Source organism: Variovorax sp. 01T432, assembly GCF_056398605.1.
Map to the genome: position 1 here is coordinate 18,642 of NZ_JBFTPS010000007.1, position 17,791 is coordinate 36,432.

The 17,791-nt window shown below is 66.7% G+C and carries 20 protein-coding genes; 6 read left to right on the forward strand and 14 right to left on the reverse strand.

The features are described from left to right. The first annotated feature begins 18 nt into the window (after positions 1 to 18). Complete coding sequence (locus AC1DNF_RS07815) at positions 19 to 417, forward strand: tautomerase family protein (protein WP_478148003.1); 399 nt, start codon at positions 19 to 21, stop codon at positions 415 to 417. Positions 418 to 490: 73 nt separating this feature from the next. Further along, positions 491 to 1,831 (forward strand): tetratricopeptide repeat protein, encoded by a 1,341-nt coding sequence (locus tag AC1DNF_RS07820; protein ID WP_478148004.1) that lies wholly within the window; start codon positions 491 to 493, stop codon positions 1,829 to 1,831. A 7-nt stretch (positions 1,832 to 1,838) separates the two neighbouring features. Here AC1DNF_RS07820 and AC1DNF_RS07825 read toward each other — a convergent pair whose 3' ends face one another. After that, positions 1,839 to 2,513 carry a histidine phosphatase family protein gene (locus AC1DNF_RS07825; RefSeq protein WP_478148005.1) on the reverse strand — a complete coding sequence of 225 codons (675 nt, stop codon included), beginning with the start codon at positions 2,511 to 2,513 and terminating at the stop codon, positions 1,839 to 1,841. Positions 2,514 to 2,580: 67 nt separating this feature from the next. Between AC1DNF_RS07825 and AC1DNF_RS07830 the strand changes: the two genes are divergently transcribed. Beyond that, positions 2,581 to 3,282 carry an alpha/beta fold hydrolase gene (locus AC1DNF_RS07830; protein ID WP_478148006.1) on the forward strand — a complete coding sequence of 234 codons (702 nt, stop codon included), beginning with the start codon at positions 2,581 to 2,583 and terminating at the stop codon, positions 3,280 to 3,282. Between the two features lie 12 nt (positions 3,283 to 3,294). Here the strand turns inward: AC1DNF_RS07830 and pxpA are convergent, their stop codons facing one another. From pxpA to AC1DNF_RS07865, 7 genes are read right to left on the reverse strand one after another with little or no spacing between them, the layout of a single operon-like run. Continuing rightward, on the reverse strand, positions 3,295 to 4,035 hold the full coding sequence (pxpA, locus tag AC1DNF_RS07835; RefSeq protein ID WP_478148007.1) for a 5-oxoprolinase subunit PxpA: 741 nt from the start codon (positions 4,033 to 4,035) through the stop codon (positions 3,295 to 3,297). After that, the gene (locus AC1DNF_RS07840; protein ID WP_478148008.1) at positions 4,025 to 5,080 is read right to left on the reverse strand and encodes a 5-oxoprolinase subunit C family protein; all 1,056 of its coding nucleotides are present in this window, start codon (positions 5,078 to 5,080) and stop codon (positions 4,025 to 4,027) included. The genes pxpA and AC1DNF_RS07840 overlap by 11 nt, the downstream gene beginning before the upstream one ends. Next, complete coding sequence (gene pxpB / locus AC1DNF_RS07845; RefSeq protein WP_478148009.1) at positions 5,077 to 5,739, reverse strand: 5-oxoprolinase subunit PxpB; 663 nt, start codon at positions 5,737 to 5,739, stop codon at positions 5,077 to 5,079. The genes AC1DNF_RS07840 and pxpB overlap by 4 nt, the downstream gene beginning before the upstream one ends. Further along, positions 5,736 to 6,239 carry a pantetheine-phosphate adenylyltransferase gene (coaD, locus tag AC1DNF_RS07850; protein ID WP_478148010.1) on the reverse strand — a complete coding sequence of 168 codons (504 nt, stop codon included), beginning with the start codon at positions 6,237 to 6,239 and terminating at the stop codon, positions 5,736 to 5,738. The genes pxpB and coaD overlap by 4 nt, the downstream gene beginning before the upstream one ends. Before the next feature lie 43 nt (positions 6,240 to 6,282). Then, the gene (locus tag AC1DNF_RS07855; RefSeq protein WP_478148011.1) at positions 6,283 to 6,954 is read right to left on the reverse strand and encodes an RsmD family RNA methyltransferase; all 672 of its coding nucleotides are present in this window, start codon (positions 6,952 to 6,954) and stop codon (positions 6,283 to 6,285) included. 40 nt (positions 6,955 to 6,994) lie between these two features. Further along, positions 6,995 to 8,341 carry a M16 family metallopeptidase gene (locus tag AC1DNF_RS07860; protein ID WP_478148012.1) on the reverse strand — a complete coding sequence of 449 codons (1,347 nt, stop codon included), beginning with the start codon at positions 8,339 to 8,341 and terminating at the stop codon, positions 6,995 to 6,997. Between the two features lie 14 nt (positions 8,342 to 8,355). After that, a complete protein-coding gene (locus AC1DNF_RS07865) occupies positions 8,356 to 9,813 on the reverse strand; it encodes a M16 family metallopeptidase (RefSeq protein WP_478148151.1) in 1,458 nt (485 codons plus the stop codon). Positions 9,814 to 9,842: 29 nt separating this feature from the next. On the opposite strand from AC1DNF_RS07865, the gene ftsY reads away from it, so the two are divergent. The 3 genes from ftsY (at position 9,843) to rpoH (ending at position 12,659) form a co-directional block, all read left to right on the forward strand. Further along, positions 9,843 to 11,006: a signal recognition particle-docking protein FtsY gene (gene ftsY / locus AC1DNF_RS07870; RefSeq protein ID WP_478148013.1), complete on the forward strand. Its 1,164-nt coding sequence runs from the start codon at positions 9,843 to 9,845 to the stop codon at positions 11,004 to 11,006. A gap of 82 nt (positions 11,007 to 11,088) precedes the next feature. Continuing rightward, positions 11,089 to 11,550 carry an Mpo1 family 2-hydroxy fatty acid dioxygenase gene (locus tag AC1DNF_RS07875; protein ID WP_478148014.1) on the forward strand — a complete coding sequence of 154 codons (462 nt, stop codon included), beginning with the start codon at positions 11,089 to 11,091 and terminating at the stop codon, positions 11,548 to 11,550. Positions 11,551 to 11,717: 167 nt separating this feature from the next. Beyond that, entirely contained in the window at positions 11,718 to 12,659 is a 942-nt protein-coding gene (rpoH, locus tag AC1DNF_RS07880; protein WP_478148015.1) for an RNA polymerase sigma factor RpoH, read from the forward strand. Positions 12,660 to 12,731: 72 nt separating this feature from the next. On the opposite strand, the gene AC1DNF_RS07885 is transcribed toward rpoH, so the two are convergent. Genes AC1DNF_RS07885 through AC1DNF_RS07910 form a run of 6 tightly spaced genes read right to left on the reverse strand, consistent with a single transcriptional unit; the run spans position 12,732 to position 17,780 of the window. After that, positions 12,732 to 13,568, reverse strand: a complete 837-nt coding sequence (locus tag AC1DNF_RS07885; RefSeq protein WP_478148016.1) for a DNA alkylation repair protein — start codon at positions 13,566 to 13,568, stop codon at positions 12,732 to 12,734. A gap of 25 nt (positions 13,569 to 13,593) precedes the next feature. After that, the gene (locus AC1DNF_RS07890) at positions 13,594 to 14,211 is read right to left on the reverse strand and encodes an SCO family protein (protein WP_478148017.1); all 618 of its coding nucleotides are present in this window, start codon (positions 14,209 to 14,211) and stop codon (positions 13,594 to 13,596) included. A gap of 8 nt (positions 14,212 to 14,219) precedes the next feature. Next, positions 14,220 to 15,125, reverse strand: coding sequence for a heme o synthase (cyoE, locus tag AC1DNF_RS07895; protein ID WP_478148018.1), 906 nt, complete (start codon positions 15,123 to 15,125; stop codon positions 14,220 to 14,222). Further along, the gene (locus tag AC1DNF_RS07900) at positions 15,122 to 16,306 is read right to left on the reverse strand and encodes a COX15/CtaA family protein (RefSeq protein ID WP_478148019.1); all 1,185 of its coding nucleotides are present in this window, start codon (positions 16,304 to 16,306) and stop codon (positions 15,122 to 15,124) included. Before AC1DNF_RS07900 ends, cyoE begins: the two co-directional genes overlap by 4 nt. Before the next feature lie 3 nt (positions 16,307 to 16,309). Next, positions 16,310 to 17,038 (reverse strand): SCO family protein, encoded by a 729-nt coding sequence (locus AC1DNF_RS07905; RefSeq protein WP_478148020.1) that lies wholly within the window; start codon positions 17,036 to 17,038, stop codon positions 16,310 to 16,312. Next, entirely contained in the window at positions 16,980 to 17,780 is an 801-nt protein-coding gene (locus tag AC1DNF_RS07910; RefSeq protein ID WP_478148021.1) for an SURF1 family protein, read from the reverse strand. The genes AC1DNF_RS07905 and AC1DNF_RS07910 overlap by 59 nt, the downstream gene beginning before the upstream one ends. Positions 17,781 to 17,791: the final 11 nt, after the last annotated feature.

A 17,791-nucleotide genomic window follows, 5' to 3' on the forward strand; every position in this document is an offset into this window, starting at 1 on the left:
GCAGGAAAGGAACGAACCATGCCTCACATCGTCATTCACCTCTCGGGCCAGCCCGATTCGCAGCTCACCAGGAAGACTGTCGACACGGTCGCAGAACTGACGCAGAGCGTGCTTGGCAAGACGCTGCCGGTGATCGCCATCACGGTCCAGTACATCGCGGACGAAGCCTGGTTCATCGGCGGGCAGTCGCTGTCGGAACTCGGCCAATCGGCCTTCCACCTCGACATCAGCATCACGGACGAGACCAACACCAAGGCGGAAAAGGCGCGCTATCTGCGCGAGATTCATGCGGCCATGGCGGCGTTGCGAAAGAACCTCCATGAGGTGTCCTATGTCCACCTGATCGATGCGCGCGCGGCGGCGTACGGATACGGCGGCCTGAGCCAGGAGTACCGCCACCAAAAGGCTGGCGTTTGAATATGCCGTGACTCAGGCGTGGCAACATAGGGGCTTGCGCCTGCCCCGGCCCCGACCCCGCGCGGAAATCTACTTGAGTTCATCGCCTTCATTCACTGACAGCCTCGGCAACCCGATCAGCCTCACCGAGGCTGCCAGCCAGCGTGCGGTCAACGAGTTCGTCGAGGGCTTCATCTCCTGCGAAGCGCGCGCGGTCGACATCCTTTCAGCCGCTCACGATGACAGCCCCATCGTGCAGGCCTATTGCGCCACGCTGCACATGTTCGCCGAGTCGCGCGATGCGGCGCCCCATGCGCGGCCGTTCATCGAGCGGGCCCAAACCGGGGCTCGGCGCGCCACTGCGCGTGAGCGACGCTACATTGCCGCGGTCGCAGCCTGGGTGGACGGCGACATCGCCCGCGCGATCTCGCTGCACCAGGAGCAGGCGCGTGAGCATCCGCGCGACCTGGCGTCGCTCAAGCTCGGGCAATACCACTGCTTCAACACCGGCGACTGCCCGGGCATGCTCCGGCTCGCCCTGGCAGGACTGCCGGCTGCCGCCGACGTGCCTTACCTGCACGGGATGGCGGCTTTCGGCTACGAGCAATGCCATTTGATGCGCCAGGCCGAGGACAGCGCGCGACGGGCCATCGCCATGGTGCGCAAGGAGCCGTGGGCACACCATGCGCTCGGCCACGTGATGCTGACCGAGGGCCGGCTGCGCGAGGGCCTGAGCTTCATGCGCGAGGTGAGCGACACCTGGGTGGGGCTCAACTCCTTCATGGTCACGCACAACTGGTGGCACGTCGCGCTGTTCCTGATCGATCTGGGGCGGGACACCGAAGCGCTGGAGGTCTACGACCGGCACGTGTGGGGTGTGGCGAAGGAATACTCGCAAGACCAGATCGGCGCGGGCTCGCTGCTGGCGCGCTTCGAGCTTGCCGGCATCGATGTCGGCGACCGCTGGCAGGACCTGGCCGGCCGTCTGGCGCTTCGGCTCGACGACCATGTGCTGCCCTTCCTGGATCTGCAGTACCTCTATGGCCTCGCGCGCGCCAGCCGACCCGAAGCCGGCGCACTTCTGCGCAACATCGAGGATTTCGCGCCGTCCGCGCCGCCCTCGACGCGCATGGCGTGGCAGCGTGTCTGCGTGCCGGCCGCGCAAGCCTTGCTCGCTCACGCGCGCAGCGATTTCGCGGCCGCGATCGACGGCCTCGGCCTCGCATTGCCGAGGCTCATGGAAATCGGGGGCAGCCATGCGCAGCGCGACCTGTTCGAGCAGGTGTACCTCGACGCCCTTATTCGCAGCGGCAGCGAGGCAACGCTCGCCAGCGCGCAGGGTATCCTGCAGCAACATCTCAACCAGCAGCCGGAATCGCTGCGTCTGCGCCGCCAGGCCAATGCCGTCTATGCAGCCCTGGCCCTGAGCGTCTGACGCCTCTTCACTTCTTCAGATGACGGCTCTGGTCGTAGGTGGGTTGGGCCGGCAGGTCCGCCAGGTGGCGCGTGTCGGCCCAATCGAGAATCTCGATCTGCTCGGGCATCGCAGGATCGGCGATCCGGATGCGGTTGAAGCCGGCGTTGGGGATCTCGCTCTGCCGCGGACCGTTCAGACCCAGGCCGCGCGCGGTGCGCCAGACCATGTCCAGCACGCCGCCGTGCGTGACCACCAGCAGCTTCTGCCCCGCGTGTTGCGTCGCGATACGGCCCAGTGCCGCGATGATGCGGCCATGGAACTCCCGCGCCGACTCGCCCTCGGGCATGGCATGGTCCTCGCGGAACTGGAGCCAGTCTTCCCAGGCGCGCGGATGCAGCGCCTGGATCTCGTCGGCGCGCATGCCTTCGACCACGCCGAAGTGCTGCTCCCGCAGCGCTGCCGAGGTGACGATGTCGAGTTCGAGCTGCACCGCCGCGGGTGCCGCCGTCTGCTGCGCGCGCATCAGGTCGCTGCTAATCAGGTGCTGGACGGTCTCGCCCGCCAGCCGCAGGCCCAGGCGCCGCGCCTGCTCGTGACCGATGTCGTTGAGGGGAACGTCGACGTGGCCCTGGAAACGGAGTTCGCGGTTCCAGTCGGTTTCGCCATGGCGAATCAGGATGAGGTCAGTGATGGTTGGCATAGGCACCCCTATTGTGTGCGCAGGACAAGTCAGCCGTCCGGCGCCGCCGATCACGGAGAATTCACCCATGCCAAGTCTTGTCCTGCTCCCTGGTCTTGCCTGCGATGAGCGCCTTTGGGCGGCCCAACTGCTTGCCCTGCCCCCAAACCTCGACGTACGGGTGACCGATGTCCACATGCGCCATGACCGCATCGAAACCATGGCCGAGGCCCTGCTACGCGAGCACGAGGGGGATCTGATCCTCTGCGGCGCCTCGATGGGCGGCATGATCGCGATGGAGGCCGCGCGCCAGGCACCCCAGCGCGTTGCCGGCCTGGCACTGCTAGGCACCAACGCGCGTGCGGAGACGCCCGACATGCTCAAGCTGCGCGAGTCGGCCATCGAGCTCTTCGAGCGCGGCGAGGCGCGCGACGTGATCGAATTCAATGCCGGCTTCGCCTTTCACCCGGATCAGGCTGGCGATGCGGCGCTGGTGCGCCGCTACGTCGATCTCGTGATGGACGCGGGCGCCGCGCAGCTGATTCGCCAGAACCGGGCCCTGATGCAGCGGCCCGACGCGCGTGCCCACCTGCCCGAACTGCGTTGCCCCGTGCTCGTCGTCTGCGGCGACGGCGACCGACTGACGCCGCCCGACTGCTCGCGTGAAATCGCGACGCTGGTGCCCCACGCCGAACTCGTGTGGGTCGCCCACTGCGGCCACATGCTGACGATGGAAAAGCCTGCCTTCGTCAATGCGACGCTCGGCCCCTGGCTGCGGCGCCTGCTGTAATTCGCGCAGGCTTCAGGCCGTCGCCATCACGGCGATTCCCTCCATCACCAGACGCTCGCGGATGCGGCGCGCGAAAGCAAGCGCATGTGCCCCATCGCCGTGGAGGCAGACGGTCTGCGCGTTGACAGCCACCACGCTGCCGTCGATCGCCGTCACCTGGTGGTCGCGCACCAGCGACAGGGTCTGCGCCAGCGACTGTTCCTCGTCCTCGATCAAGGCACCAGGTCGGCTGCGCGGCACCAGGCTGCCGTCGGGTTGGTAGCCCCGGTCCGCGAACACTTCCTCGACCGGCCTGAGCCCGGCGCGCTCGGCGGCGGTGATCATGCCGCTGCCAGCGAGCCCGAAAAAGAGCAGACCTGGATCGAAGTGCCGCACAGCCTCGCAGAGGGCCTCGGCCAGCGCCGGGTCTTTCACGGCCTGGTTGTAGAGCGCGCCGTGCGCCTTGATGTGGGCCAGCCGTCCGCCTTCGGCCTTCACGATCGCCGCGAGCGCGCCGATCTGATAAAGCACGCCGGCGATGACGTCCTCGCGCGGAAGGTTCATCTCGCTGCGGCCGAAGTTCTCCCGATCCGGAAAGCTCGGGTGCGCGCCGATGGCGACGCCTTTGTCGATGGCCCAGCGCACGCACTGCCGCATGGTCCGGGCGTCGCCCGCATGCCAGCCGCAAGCGATATTGGCCGAACTCACCAGACCGAGCAGCGCTTCGTCGTTGCCGCAGCCTTCGCCGAGGTCGGCGTTGAGGTCAATCTGCATGGTTTTCTCCTTCGACGGAATTCTGCGCCGGCGTGACCCAGCCTGCGGATGCAAGGCCTTGCCCAACATGCGCGAGATAGGCTTGCTGCTCATCCCACGCGGAGAGCGCCGCGGCCACGTCCACCTGCACGAGCCGCAACCGACCGTTGAGCGGCGCCCGCGCCAGCTTCCATAGATCGGCGCGGATCACGACACCGATGCGCGGGTAGCCGCCTGTCGTCTGGGCATCTCCCATGAGGATGATCGGTTGCCCCGACGGGGGGACCTGGATCGTGCCGGGGATCACGCCTGACGAGAGCATGTCACCGCTGCGCTTGCGTTTGAGTTCAGGCCCCGCCAGACGGCTGCCCATGCGGTTGCTCTGCGGCGTGAGCCGCCAGGACTCGCCCCACAGCAGCTCGCGCGAAGCGATCGTGAATTGTTCGAACTCGGGGCCGGACATGACACGCAGCACGGTCGCACGCTCCTGCGCCCCACCGCCTTGCAGATCCCAATCGGGCATTCGCACGCCGAAAGGACGGCGCGCCAGCTGGTCGGCGGCCAGCGCCGGCATGCCGAGCGCCAGCTTGTCGCCCTTCTTCAGCGCCCGGCCCTGGTAGCCCCCGAAGCCTGCCTTGAGATCGGTGCTGCGCGAACCGAGGATCACGGGTACGTCGATGCCTCCCGCAACCGCGAGCCAACTGCGCAAGCCTTCCTTCGCGGTCCAGCGATTGCCGCGCTCCAGCTTGAGAACCTGGCCCGCGGCCACCGGAAAGCTCCATCCCGGCCACAACGGTTCGCCATCGAGCCGGGCGCCGAAGTCATCGCCCGTGAGGGCGATTCGCGTTGGCCGCTCGAAGCGGAACTCGCAGGCGCCCATCGTGAGTTCGAGACCAGCGGCGCCCTCCGCGTTGCCCACGAGCCGGTTGGCCAGCGTCAGCGCCAGGGCATCGAGCGCCCCGCCCGGGCAGATGCCCCGCTGGCGGTACCCGTAGCGGCCCAGGTCCTGGACCGAGGCCATCATGCCCGGCCGCAAGACAGTGATGCCGGCATTCGACACCGTCATGTCTTCAGGCTTTCCACGACGAAGCGCACGCGATCGCCCGGGCGCAGCAGCGTCGGTTCGGCGGCGCTCGGATCGAAGAGCGTGAGGGAGGTCCGGCCGATCAGTTGCCAGCCGCCGGGGGACACCAGCGGATAGACACCGGTCTGCTCGCCGCCGATGCCGACAGAGCCGGCAGGCACCGCCGTGCGGGGCTCCGGGCGCCGTGGGGTTGCCAGCTCGGGCGGCAGGCCGCCCATGAAAGCGAAACCGGGCAGGAAGCCGAGCAGATAGACCACGTACTCGCCGCTGCTATGGCGCCGCACGACCTCGGCGGGCGTAAGCCCGGCGTGCGCGGCGACGTCGGCCAGGTCGGGGCCGGCCTCGCCGCCATAGACCACGGGAATCTCTATCTCCCGACCCTGGATCGACGCGGCGGACAGTTGCGGCCAGGCGGAGAGCACTTGCATCTCGAGTTCAGTGGCATCGATCTGCGCGGGGTCGAAAAGCAGGCTCAGGTTGTTCATTCCGGACAGCACCTCATGGACGCCGCGCCACTGCAGCGCTTCCGTCGCCAGCGCCCAGATCCGCTGCTGCTGGGCCAGGGTGGCCGGCGGGGGCAGCTCACACAGGAGCGCCGCATCGCCGAGGGCATGCAGCCGAAGCGACGCAGACGCACTCATTCGCGGCCGAGACTGCGGACCTTGGCCATCAGGCTGTCCTGCACATTGGGCGAGACGAACTTGTCGACTTCGCCGCCGAGCATCGCGATCTCGCGTACGAAGGTGCTGGAGATGAACTGGTACTTGTCGCTCGGCGTGAGAAACACGGTCTCGACCTCGGGCATCAGCGAGCGGTTCATGCCGGCGAGCTGGAACTCGTAGTCGAAGTCTGTCACGGCGCGCAGGCCGCGCACCATGGCCTTGCCGCCGCGCGCGACGACGAAGTCGCGAAGAAGGCCCGAGAAACTCTCGACCGTCACCTGGTCGCTATAGGGGCGCACGGCCTCGCGGGCCATGTCGATGCGCTCCTGGAGCGTGAACAACGCCTTCTTGTGGTGGCCCGCCGCGACCGCGACGATGACCTTCGAGAACAGCTGGGTCGCCCGCCGCACCACGTCTTCGTGGCCGAGCGTCATGGGATCGAAAGTGCCGGGATAGACCGCGATGACGGTGCTGGACATGGTTGCTTCCTCCTGTGCAGCCGATGCGGCTTGATTCGGCGGATTATGCAGCCCCGTCCGATGCGCGCTGCAACAGGTGTGCATGCACGGCCCCTGCCTTCAGGTAGCGATAGGCCGCGAGCCCCAGCGCGGCCAGCTCGTCGTCGCTCCATCGGCGCGCCGCTTCGAGATAGACCACGCCGTCGGGCCGCAGGGCGCGCGCGGAGGCGCGCAATGCGGGCTCATACAGGGTCGCGTTCTCGAAGGGCGGATCGAGAAAGACCACGTGCAGGCTGCCGGCCGGTGTGCGTTCCAGCATGGTGACGCCATTGCCGCGCTCGATGCGAACAGTGTCGGCGCCAAGCTTCGTCTTTTGCGCCTGCAGCTGCGCGACCAGCGCGGCGTCCTGCTCGCAAAGCAGGACCGAGGCCGCGCCGCGCGACGCTGCTTCGAGGCCGAGTGCGCCGGTGCCGGAAAAGGCATCGACGCAATGCCAGCCGGGCAGCTCGCCGCCGCCGACGCCCGCCATGCTGGCCAGCCAGTTGAAGAGGGTCTCACGCACGCGGTCGGGTGTGGGCCGCAGGCCGACCTTGTCGGCGACCGCGAGGCGCGTTCGCTTCCACCGGCCGCCGATGATGCGCACGAAATGCGGCACCTTGGCGAGATTGACCGGCTTGGACGGTTTGGCCGCCTTGGTTGCGGCGGAGGGCGTGGGGGTTCGGGACGTTGGTTTCACGCGCAGAGCTTAACGGCACCCACGCCTTTCCGACGAGGCCTCAGGGCTGCTTGCCGCCCACGACAACAGTCACCATCCGGTCCGGATGCAGCTTGCGCGCAAAAGCCGCCTTGACTTCGGCCGCGGTAATCGCGTTCACGCGCGCGGTCCAGGTGTTGAGATAGTCGAGGGGCAGATCGTTCCAGGCGATGTTCGCCACATTGCCGAGCAGCTTGCGATTGCTGTCGATCAGAAGCGGGAAGCCGCCGATCAGATTGTCTTTCGCGGCCTTCAGTTCGGCAGCGGTCGGGCCTTCGGCGACGAATTTCGCGAGCACGTCGCGCGAGACCTTCACAGCCTCGTCCGCCTGGTCAGGCCGCGTCTGGAAGCCGATGCGGAATGCGCCGGCATGAAGACCGGGCGAAAAATAGCTGTAGACGCTGTAGGCCAGACCGCGCTTCTCACGCACCTCCTCGGTCAGCCGCGAGACGAATCCCCCGCCCCCCAGCACATAGTTGCCGAGCGTGAGCGCGAAATGGTCCGGATCGGCGCGGCGGTAGCCCGGCTCGCCGATGAACACATGCGCCTGGGCGGAATCGAAGGGAACGCGCTCATCCTTGGCTGCGTCGAGCGGCGACACCTCAGGCACTGCCGGGAGATCGGCACATGCGGTCGATGACGGCAGGCGAGACAACAAGGTGCTGGCGATCGACTCGGCCTGCTGGCGCGTGACGGCCCCGACGATGCTGAGCTTGGCGCGGCAGGGCACGATGAACTGCTCATAGCGCTTGCGCATCGCGGCGACGTCGATTCTGGCCAGGGTCGCCTCGGTCGCCTCCTGGCCGTAAGGATGCGTTCCATAGACGGCATGGGCGAAGGCGCGTCCCGCGACGGTGGCAGGCTTGGTGTTGGCCTCCTTGATGGCGGCATTCAAGCGCTCGCGGTCGCGGGTCCATACGTCTTCGGGGAAGGCGGGCTCGCCGATCTCGCGCGCCGCGAGTTGCACCGCCTTGCCGAGCAGCGCCGGATCGGACAGCGAGCGCAAGGTGAAGCTGGTGCGATCGACGCCGGCGCTGACGTCGAAGTTCGCACCCAGATCAGCCCAGGCTTCGCCGAGGGCGTTCTCGTCCATCGCGGGGTCCTTGCCGCTCGCGCGGATGCCCTTTTCGACGATGTCGGCGGTCACGTCGGCAAGTCCGGCCTGGTCGGCCGGGTCGCGCCGGCTGCCGGCGTCGAAATCGACCTCGACATCGACGATCGGGAGCGCATTGGTCGAAACGAGATAAACCTTCGCCCCGCTCGGCAGCGTCCAGTGCTCGATCGGAATGGCGGCTTGGGCGCTCGCGCCGAAGAGGGCCGCGGCGCCGGCCAGCATGGCGTGCAGCGCAATCTTTTGGATCTTGAACATGAAGATGCAGTCTTTCAGCGCAGATCGCCGACCGGCGCTGCAAATCCGCGCGCGCGGCGGTTGGGTTCGGGCGGCAAGGGATGCAATGTGGCGACCGTCAGTTGGTCGTCGCCGAAGTATTTCGCGGCAACTGCCTGGACCTGTTGCGCGGTGACCGCCTGCAGCCGCGCGATGATGCGCGCGCTGGCGTCGAGCGGCAGCCCCTGCACCCAGTTGCTTCCCAGTTCACGCGCCTGAGCCATGACGGAGTCGAGCTTGTAGGTTTCGCTTGCGACCCACTGGGTCTTGACGCGCGCGAGTTCGGCGGCGCCTACCCCGTCGCGGGCTACGCGCGCGACCTGTGCGCGCAGCGCCGCCTCGACGGCCTCGACACTCTTGCCCGCGCTGGGAACGCCATCGAGCACGAAAAGCTGCGGCCCGCGGCCGACGAAGCCGCTGTAGGCACCGGCCGAGTCCGCCACACGGTCCGGCCCCTGGGTCAATGCCCGATCCAGTCGCGCGCCTGAGTAGCCGTCGAGTACGGCGGACAGCACCACCAGTGCGTAGGCATCGCTGTCGCTTTCGAGCTTGGCCTGGGCGTCGATCTGCGGAACGCGAAAGGCGAGGGAGACATAAGCCTGCTCGGCCGGCGCCTTGAAATCGACACGGCGCATGCCGCGCTGCGCCGGCTCGACACGCGGCTTGCGCGCCGGCACCGCGCGCGCCGGAATGCTGCCGTAGTACGTCTCGGCCCAGGCATGCACCTTGGCGACGTCGACATCACCGGCCACCACGACAGCAGCGTTCGCGGGCACGTACCACTCCTTGTAGAAGGCGCGAGCGTCATCGGGTGTCATCGATTCGATGTCGCTCATCCAGCCGACCACGGGCCGGTGATAGGGCGATGCGGTGAAGACGGCGGCGTTCTGCTGCTCGCCGAGCAAGGCGCGCGGCTGGTCGTCGGTGCGCATGCGGCGCTCCTCCTTGACCACCTCGAGCTCGCGCTTGAACTCCTCGTTCGGCCACTGGTTGTTCGCGAAACGGTCTGATTCCAGCGCCATCACCTGCTCGAGCTTGTCGGCAGGAATCTGCTGGTAGTAGCCGGTGTAGTCGCGCGTCGTGAAGGCGTTTTCTCGCCCACCCAGCGCGGCGACGCGGCGCGAAAATTCGCCGGCCTTCAAGGTCTTGGTGCCCTTGAATAGCATGTGTTCCAGCACGTGAGCAACACCCGAGGTGCCATCGACTTCGTCGATCGAGCCGACGCGCACCCACACCATCTGCACCGCCGTCGGCGCGCGCCGGTCGGGCTTGACGATCAAGGTCATGCCGTTGGCAAGCGTGAATTGTTCGGCTTGGGTTGAGGGAGCGGCGACCGGCGAAGCGGCAACGGCAGGCGGGAGACTCTGGGCAAGAGCGGGCAAGGCCCAGGGCGCCAACAGCACCGAGGCCAGCACCGCACCGGACGCAGCGCGGCGTGGCGAGGGGTGTTTCATAGAATGGGTCCGATTGTAAAAAGCGCCCAATGTTCAGTTTCTTCAAGAAAAAGCCGCCGGCCGAGGCCCCTGCCCCGGCATCCACACCCGCGGTTGCACCGGTCGAGGCGCCCGTGGAACCCCCGATGCCGACCAAATCGGTGTTCTCGCCATCGAGCTGGTTTGGTGGCAAGCCTGCCGTGGAACCGCCACCTCCGCCGGCGCCACCGCCGCCGGCCCCCATCGCTGCACCGGCAATCCAGCCCGCGCCAGCCTCGCCGCCGCCCCCTCCGCCCGCCGCGCCCCCGGAACCCGAACGCAGCGGCTGGCTCAGCAAGCTGAAGACCGGCTTGCGCAAGACCGGCAACAGCATCACCGCCGCCTTCGTCAACGCGCAGATCGACGATGCGCTCTACGAGGAACTCGAGACAGCCCTGCTGATGGCCGATACCGGCGTCAAGGCCACGGAACATCTGCTCGAAGACCTGCGCCGCCGCGTCAAGAGCAGCATGGCGACCGAGGCTTCGCAAGTGAAGGCGCTGCTGGCCGATGCCATCACAGACCTTCTGCGCCCGCTGGAAAAGGCCCTGGTCATCGGAGAACACACGCCGACGGTGATCATGGTCACCGGCGTCAATGGCGCGGGCAAGACGACCTCCATCGGCAAGCTCACCAAGCATCTCGCCAACGAAGGCGCCTCGGTACTGCTGGCCGCGGCCGACACATTCAGGGCCGCGGCGCGCGAGCAGTTGCTGGTCTGGGCAGACCGCAACACCGTCGAGATCGTGAGCCAGGAGGGCGGCGACCCCGCCGCCGTGAGCTTCGACGCGGTCAACGCCGGCAAGGCCCGCGGCAAGGACGTGGTGTTGGTCGACACCGCCGGACGCCTGCCGACTCAACTGCACCTGATGGACGAGTTGAAGAAGATCAAGCGTGTGGTCAACCGCGCCGATGCCACCGCGCCGCACGAGGTGCTGCTGGTAATCGACGGCAACACGGGCCAGAACGCCCTGGCGCAGGTCAAGGCCTTCGACGAGACCCTGGGGCTCACCGGCCTGATCGTGACCAAGCTCGACGGCACGGCGAAAGGCGGCGTGCTGTGCGCCATTGCGCGGGAGCGGCCGATCCCGGTCTATTTCATCGGCGTCGGCGAGAAGCTTGAGGACCTCGAGACCTTCAAGGCTCGGGAGTTCGCCCAGGCACTGCTGGGGTAGCGGCTTCCTCCAACGGCGATTTGCGCCCACCGCCGCTGTTCTGGCATCATCTTTCGGTCCGCACGGCCCACAGGAGACAGCCATGCACACCGCAGCCGCTCCCTTGACCGGCACCGATCGGAAGATCGATCGCCTGCTCGCCCATTACGGCGAAAGCCATCGGAATCCCGCCAACGAGGCAATCCACATGGCCGCCATTCCCGCAATCATGCTGAGCATCGTCGGACTGTTGTTCGCGCTCCATCCCTGGGCTGCCTATGCCTTCGTGGCGGCCAGCCTCGTCTACTACGCCACCCTGCGCTCGCCCGCCTTCCTGATGACCATGGCGACCGGTAGCGTGCTCCTGGTGGCCGTCGTCCACGCGATGGGCGCGCTTGTATTGCCCATCTCCGCCGCTATATTCATCGTTGCCTGGGTCTTCCAATTCGTGGGCCACAAGATCGAGGGGAAGAAGCCGTCGTTCTTCGAGGATATCCAGTACCTTTGGGTCGGCCCGTTGTTCGTGCTGTCGAAGGTGTTTGGGCGGCTTGGCCTGCGCTGGTGAGTGAGCAAGCGCTAGCTTGAAGTTGTTCCCGGCCCATTCGGGGAACCCCAGACGGCCTCTTGGCCGACAGGTTTGGCTATCGAGGCGATAGATACTGGTGGGAACCCTTAGCTTAGCACTCCCTCTAACCGAGTGCTAATATGCCACGAACCAAGGAGTTTCCCTCAATGACAACACTGTCTGGAGCCTCTGCCAACCAGCTCGCCGTCGCCAATCCGTGGTCGATGGTGCCTCCGCTGGGCAACCTGGACGCCTATATTTCCGCAGCCAATCGGCTGCCGATGCTGACGCTCGAAGAGGAGCAGGGTTTCGCTCGCCGCCTGCGCGAGCACAACGATCTCGATGCCGCTGGTGCGCTGATCCTGTCGCACCTGCGCCTCGTGGTTTCCATTTCCCGCCAGTACCTGGGCTACGGGCTGCCGCACGGCGACCTGATTCAGGAAGGCAATGTGGGCCTGATGAAGGCTGTGAAGCGCTTCGACCCCGACCAGGGCGTTCGGCTGGTCAGCTATGCGATGCACTGGATCAAGGCTGAGATTCACGAATACATCCTGAAGAACTGGCGCATGGTCAAGGTCGCGACGACCAAGGCCCAGCGCAAGCTGTTCTTCAACCTGCGCTCGATGAAGCAGGGTTTCAAGGCCGATGCAGCCGCGGGCGATGGCGACACCCACCGTGAGACGCTGAGTCCCGATGAGGTGACGCAAATGGCGACCCGGCTCAACGTGAAGCCCGAAGAAGTGCTCGAGATGGAAACCCGGCTTTCGGGTGGCGACGTGCTGCTTGATCCGAGCCCGTCGGACGACGGCGACGAAGGATTCGGCCCGATCGCCTATCTGGCGGACGCGACGCAGGAGCCGACGGCCCAGCTCGAATCGCGGCAGCGCGATCGCCTGTCGAGCGACGGCATTTCGACCGCACTGGAGGCGCTGGACGACCGCAGCCGCCGCATCGTGGAAGAGCGCTGGCTCAAGGTCAACGATGACGGTTCGGGCGGCATGACGCTGCACGACTTGGCCGCGGTGTATGGCGTGAGCGCGGAGCGCATTCGCCAGATCGAAGTGGCGGCCATGAAGAAGATGAAGAAGGCGCTGGTCGACTACGCTTGAAGCGTGCTCGCCCTTGCTCTGATCGAACCCGGCCTCGCGCCGGGTTTTTCTTTTGTCCGGACGGCTCGATGATCAGAGTCGGGCCGGCGCCTTCTTCGAGAGCGTGCGCATCGCCCTCCGCGCGATGTATCGGGTCTCGGGCACATCGCTGCGCGCCAGCCAGTGGGCGCATGTATCTTCCACCCACCCCGGCTGCGTCCTGCTGGCGTCGTTGAGCCAATTCGCCACCGAGTTCTGGACGTAGCGGCTCGGGTCCGCACGCAGGCGCTCCAAAAGTGGCAGCGCCAGCCAAGGCTCGGCCTTCAACCGCTCGATCTGCGCGCACCACACGCCGCGAGGACGCGTGAGTTCGCTGGCGAATCGGCGGATGTTCGGGTCGGCATCCGCCACCCAGGGAAACAGCAGCGTCAACGCCTCATCGAGCGAGCGAATGGTGGCGTCGCGGACCGCCATCCAGGCCATCTCCCGCACGCCGAAGTGCGGGTCGGCCGCAAAGCGCCGGACGGCGTCCAGCTGCTCGGCCAATGCAAGCGCTGACAGCGGAATCCACTGCGTCGCCCAGCAACGCGCCACGTCGCTCGGATGGGTGGCAAGCTGATGCGCCACCGCGTCGCGATCCGGGTGCAGCGCAGTCATGTCGTGGAGCGCCCGCGCAATATGACCATGGCGCTGCATCGGCTTGAATGCCGCCAGCATGGCCAGCGTGTCGGTCAGGCGCTCGCTGGCGGGGTCGAGGCCCACATGGCCGGCGACGCTGCGCGCCAGGCGCGGCAGTTCAAGCGCCATGAATTCGTTGAGGTTGACGGTCTCGAGCAAGCCGTCATTGAGTGCATCCAGCACCTCGGCCGGAATCAGCGCGATGCGGAATGCACCCTTGCGCTGCCTGAGATGGTCGACTCCGATGCCCAATTGCGCGCGCCTCTCCACCGAGCGGCTAGGACTGCAGCAAGGTCTTCACGTCCGACACCATCGCCGGCACGCCCGCGCCGTAGCGCGCGTAGAGCCGCAGGCGGCCTTCCCGGTCATAGACGAAGCTGGCGGCCGAATGGTCCATCGAATAGCTGGTTGGCGTCTTGCCTTCGACCTTCTTGTAGTAGACCTTGAAGTCCTTCGCCACAGCGGCCAACTGGTCTTGCGTGGGAATGAGCGCGACGAATGTCGGATCGAATGCGCCCATGTAGGCCTTCATGACCTCCGGCGTGTCGCGCGCAGGATCCACAGTCACGAAGAGCACCTGGAATTTGTCGCCGTCGGCGCCGAGCTGCTGCTTGACCTGGGCCATCTCGGTCATGGTGGTGGGGCAGACATCAGGGCATTGGGCATAGCCGAAGAACAAAACCACGACCTTCCCTTTGAAATCGGCCAGTGTCCGGACCTTGCCGTCGGCATCGGCCAGCGAGAAGTTCTTGGCGTAGTCGGCGCCGGTGATGTCGACCGCATTGAAGCTTGGCTTGGGCTCGGTGCAGGCCGCGAGGCCAGGTCCCAGGGTGGCGGCAACGCCAGCCCAGGCAGCCGACCTTGCCATCAGATGAAGCGCTTGTCGCTTGTTCATGGAATGAATTACCTGAGGTAGTGATCGACCAGCAGTGCGGCGAAAAGCACACTCAGATGGATCAGTGAAAAGCGAAAGGTCTTTCGCGCAAGCGCATCGGAATAGTTGCGCCACAACGCGAAGGCGTACCCCGTGAAACCGATGCTCACCCCGACGGCGACCAGGAGGTAGAGCCACCCGCTCATGCCGTAGATGAAAGGCATCAGGCAGGCCGCGAACAGAATAAAGGTGTAGAGCAGCACCTGCAGGCGCGTGAACTCGTTGCCGTGCGTCACCGGCAGCATCGGCAGGCCGGCCTTGCGATAGTCCTCCACGCGATAGAGCGCAAGCGCCCAGAAGTGCGGCGGCGTCCAGAGGAAGATGATGAGGAACAGGATGAGCGCTTCGGGGCCGACGTCACCCGTCATCGCCGCCCAGCCCAGCACAGGGGGCATTGCGCCGGAAGCGCCGCCGATCACGATGTTCTGCGGGGTCAGAGGCTTGAGGATCACGGTGTAGACCACCGCATAGCCGACGAAGGTCGCGAAGGTGAGCCACATGGTGAGCGGGTTCACGGCAAACCACAGCAAGGCCGAGCCGGCGGCGCACAGTGCGGCCGAGAACAGCAGGGCCTGCCGGTCGCTCAACTGTCCCCGCGCGGTAGGACGCCAGGCCGTACGCTTCATCTTGGCATCGATGCCCTTCTCGACCAGGCAATTGAAGGCTGCCGCGGCGCCGGCCACCAGCCAGATGCCAATGCAGGCGAGCGCGCCCTGTTGCAGGTCGGCCAGGCTCGGCACGCCGGGCACGGCGAGCACCATGCCGATCAGCGCGCAGAACACAATCAACTGGACGACCCGCGGCTTGGTCAACGCGTAGAACTGGCGCAGGACGCTGGCCATCGTTTCGGGGTGGATCGAAATCGGGGTGCTCATGCGACCTCCATGTTGCTTCGCCGGGCCGCCGAAGCCGCTGTCGACGCGGTGCGCGCGCGGCGGCTCTCGCACAGCGTCCAGGTCAGCACCACCGCGAGCGCGGCGGCGCCGCCAGTGTGAAGAAGAGCGGCGGCGAGCGGCCACCCCAGGAGCACGTTGCCCAGGCCCGTGGCGAGTTGCAGCAGCGCCAGGCCGCCAAGCCACCGGGCCTGCACGCGCAGCGGCGCGATACGATGCAGCCGCCAGGAGAGCAGGCCGATTGCGAGGAAGACGACATGGGCCATCAGACGGTGAGCATAGTGAATGGCGGTCAGCGCTGTGAAGTCCACGGGTGCGCCGACGGCCGTCTTGCCGAGCGAACGCCAGATCTGGAAGCCCTGGGCGAAATCCATTGGCGGCCACCAACTGTTCTGACAGGTTGGGAACTGCGTGCAGGCGAGCACCGCGTAATTGGTGCTGACCCAGCCACCCAGGGCGATCTGCAGCGCCAGCAGCGCCGTCGCCACAACGAGCAAGGTTCGAAGCGAGGAGCGAATGCCCGTGGGCAGGCGCTGCGCCGCGGCCTGCCGGTAGCGGACGGCCTGGATGCACAGCAGCGCCAGCAGCACGACGGCGCCCATGAGGTGCAGCGTGACGATTGCCGGATACAGTTTCCACGTCACGGTCAGGGCGCCGAAAGCGCCTTGCAAACATACCCACGCCAGCGTGACGGCTGGCCACCATGCGCTCAACGGGCGTTCACCGCTGCGTTGCGCAAAGCGCTGGCGCCGCCGCGCGACCCAGGTCGCGATCGCCAGCACCACAATCAGGAAACCCACCCCGGTCGCCAGATAGCGATGGACCATCTCCACCCAGGCCTTGCCGTGCGTGACCGGGCCGGTCGGCTGCGCCGCCTGCGCCATCGCGATGTCATGCCGCGCGCCGACCGGGCTGGCATTTCCGTAGCAGCCGGGCCAGTCGGGACAGCCCAGACCCGAATCGGACAGGCGAGTGAAGGCGCCAAAGAGCGTGAGATCGAAAGTCAGGAAGAGCGTGAGCACGGTCAGCGCATGCAGGCGCCGCGCCGGCCCCGAACCGGCGTTGCGCCGCCAGACCCAGAGCAGCGGCCCCAGCGCGATCAGCGCGCCCGCAGCCAGAAGCCAGGCGATCGGCGAGAGATCGTAAAGCGAGGTCGTGTCCATGCATCAGCGACCGGGTTCGTCCCACGACGCCGAGGCGCGCAGCAGGCGGTCGAGGTCGCGCTTGGCCTTGCTGGCACCCGCCGCGTCCATTCGGGCAGGGAAACGCATCATCCAGTTGCCGAGCGGGTCGACAACGTAGAGATGTTCCGACAGCGCATGGCCGGCAGATGGCTCGAGCCATTGTGCGAGTTGCGCCGCCGGCACGCGCAGCACGGTCGCGCCGCGCAATCCGTTGTTGAGGCGCTCGGGCACAGGCGCGGAGTCGCTGATGAGCCAGACACGATCGATCCGATCCTTCTCGCGGCCCAGGCTTTCGCGCAATTGGCGCTGCAGATAGAGCTCCTGCTCGCACAGCGCATCGCAGGCAGCGTCGCCCACGGCAATCAGCAGCCACTGCCCCTTGAGCGCCGTGAGCGGAGTGGTCGTACCGTCGGGCAGTGTCGCGGCCGTGCCGGGCAGCGGACGCTGGGGATCGATGAGTTCCCCGTAGGCGGCCTTCTTGCCCTCCGGCCGGATGACGTAATACGTGAAGTACGACGCGATCACGGGCGCGGCACAACACAGCATGACGATGACCATCTTCCATCGGCCCAGGGCCTTGCGCCGTGTCTCGGATCCGTCGAGCGCCTGGCGCGGCGACGGCATCGAATGCACGGTCAGGCCGAGCGGCTCGTCATTGGCGGCGTGCAAGGCGTGCGCGGCGGAAGGGGGCGATGAGTTGGAACCAGACATAGAGGATCACGACAAGGGCTGCGAGGCCGAACCACTGGAATGCATAGCCGTAGTGCTTTTCGACACCCAGCGCGGGGGGCGGCCAGTCGCGCTTCACTCCTTCGGAGGCCGCGCCGGTTTCCTGCACGGAGATATCGGTCCGCAGTGGCAGACCGGTCTCGGCGCGAAACGCCTCGAGATCCAGATTTTGCCGGATGAGCGAAGACCCCGCGACCGCCGGCGTTGGCGCCGAAGGGGCTTTGCCCAGATCGAGCAGGTGCCCCGGCGGGGGCGCGATGGTTCCGGTCACCTCGACCAGGCCCGCGGGCGTCTCGACCGGCTGCAAGCGGGTGCGATCGTTGAAGTCACGTTGGATCCAGCCTCGCTGGACCATCACTGTCTGGTTGCTGCCTTCGAGCGCCAGCGGCGTCAGCACGTAGAAGCCCTGCAGGCCGTGCATCTGACGGTTGTCCAGGTAAACGGTCTGCGTGGTCAGCCAGAGGCCGCGCAATCGGACTGGCCGATGCATCGCGTCGGCGGCATCTTCGAGCGCCACAAAGGCCGATTGATCGAGCGGAGGCAAGGTCTTGCGCGCCTCGATCTCGGCCTGGATCGCCTCCTTTTGCGCGGCGCGCGAGAGCTGCCAGCGGCCCAGCGAAAGAGTCGCGGCGATGGTAAGCACGGCGGCAACCGTGATGAGCCAGAAATGGCCGCCACGCGCTGCGCGAGAGGCGCGCGCGGGAGGCCGGAAGTCATCGTTCAAAGCATGGGGCG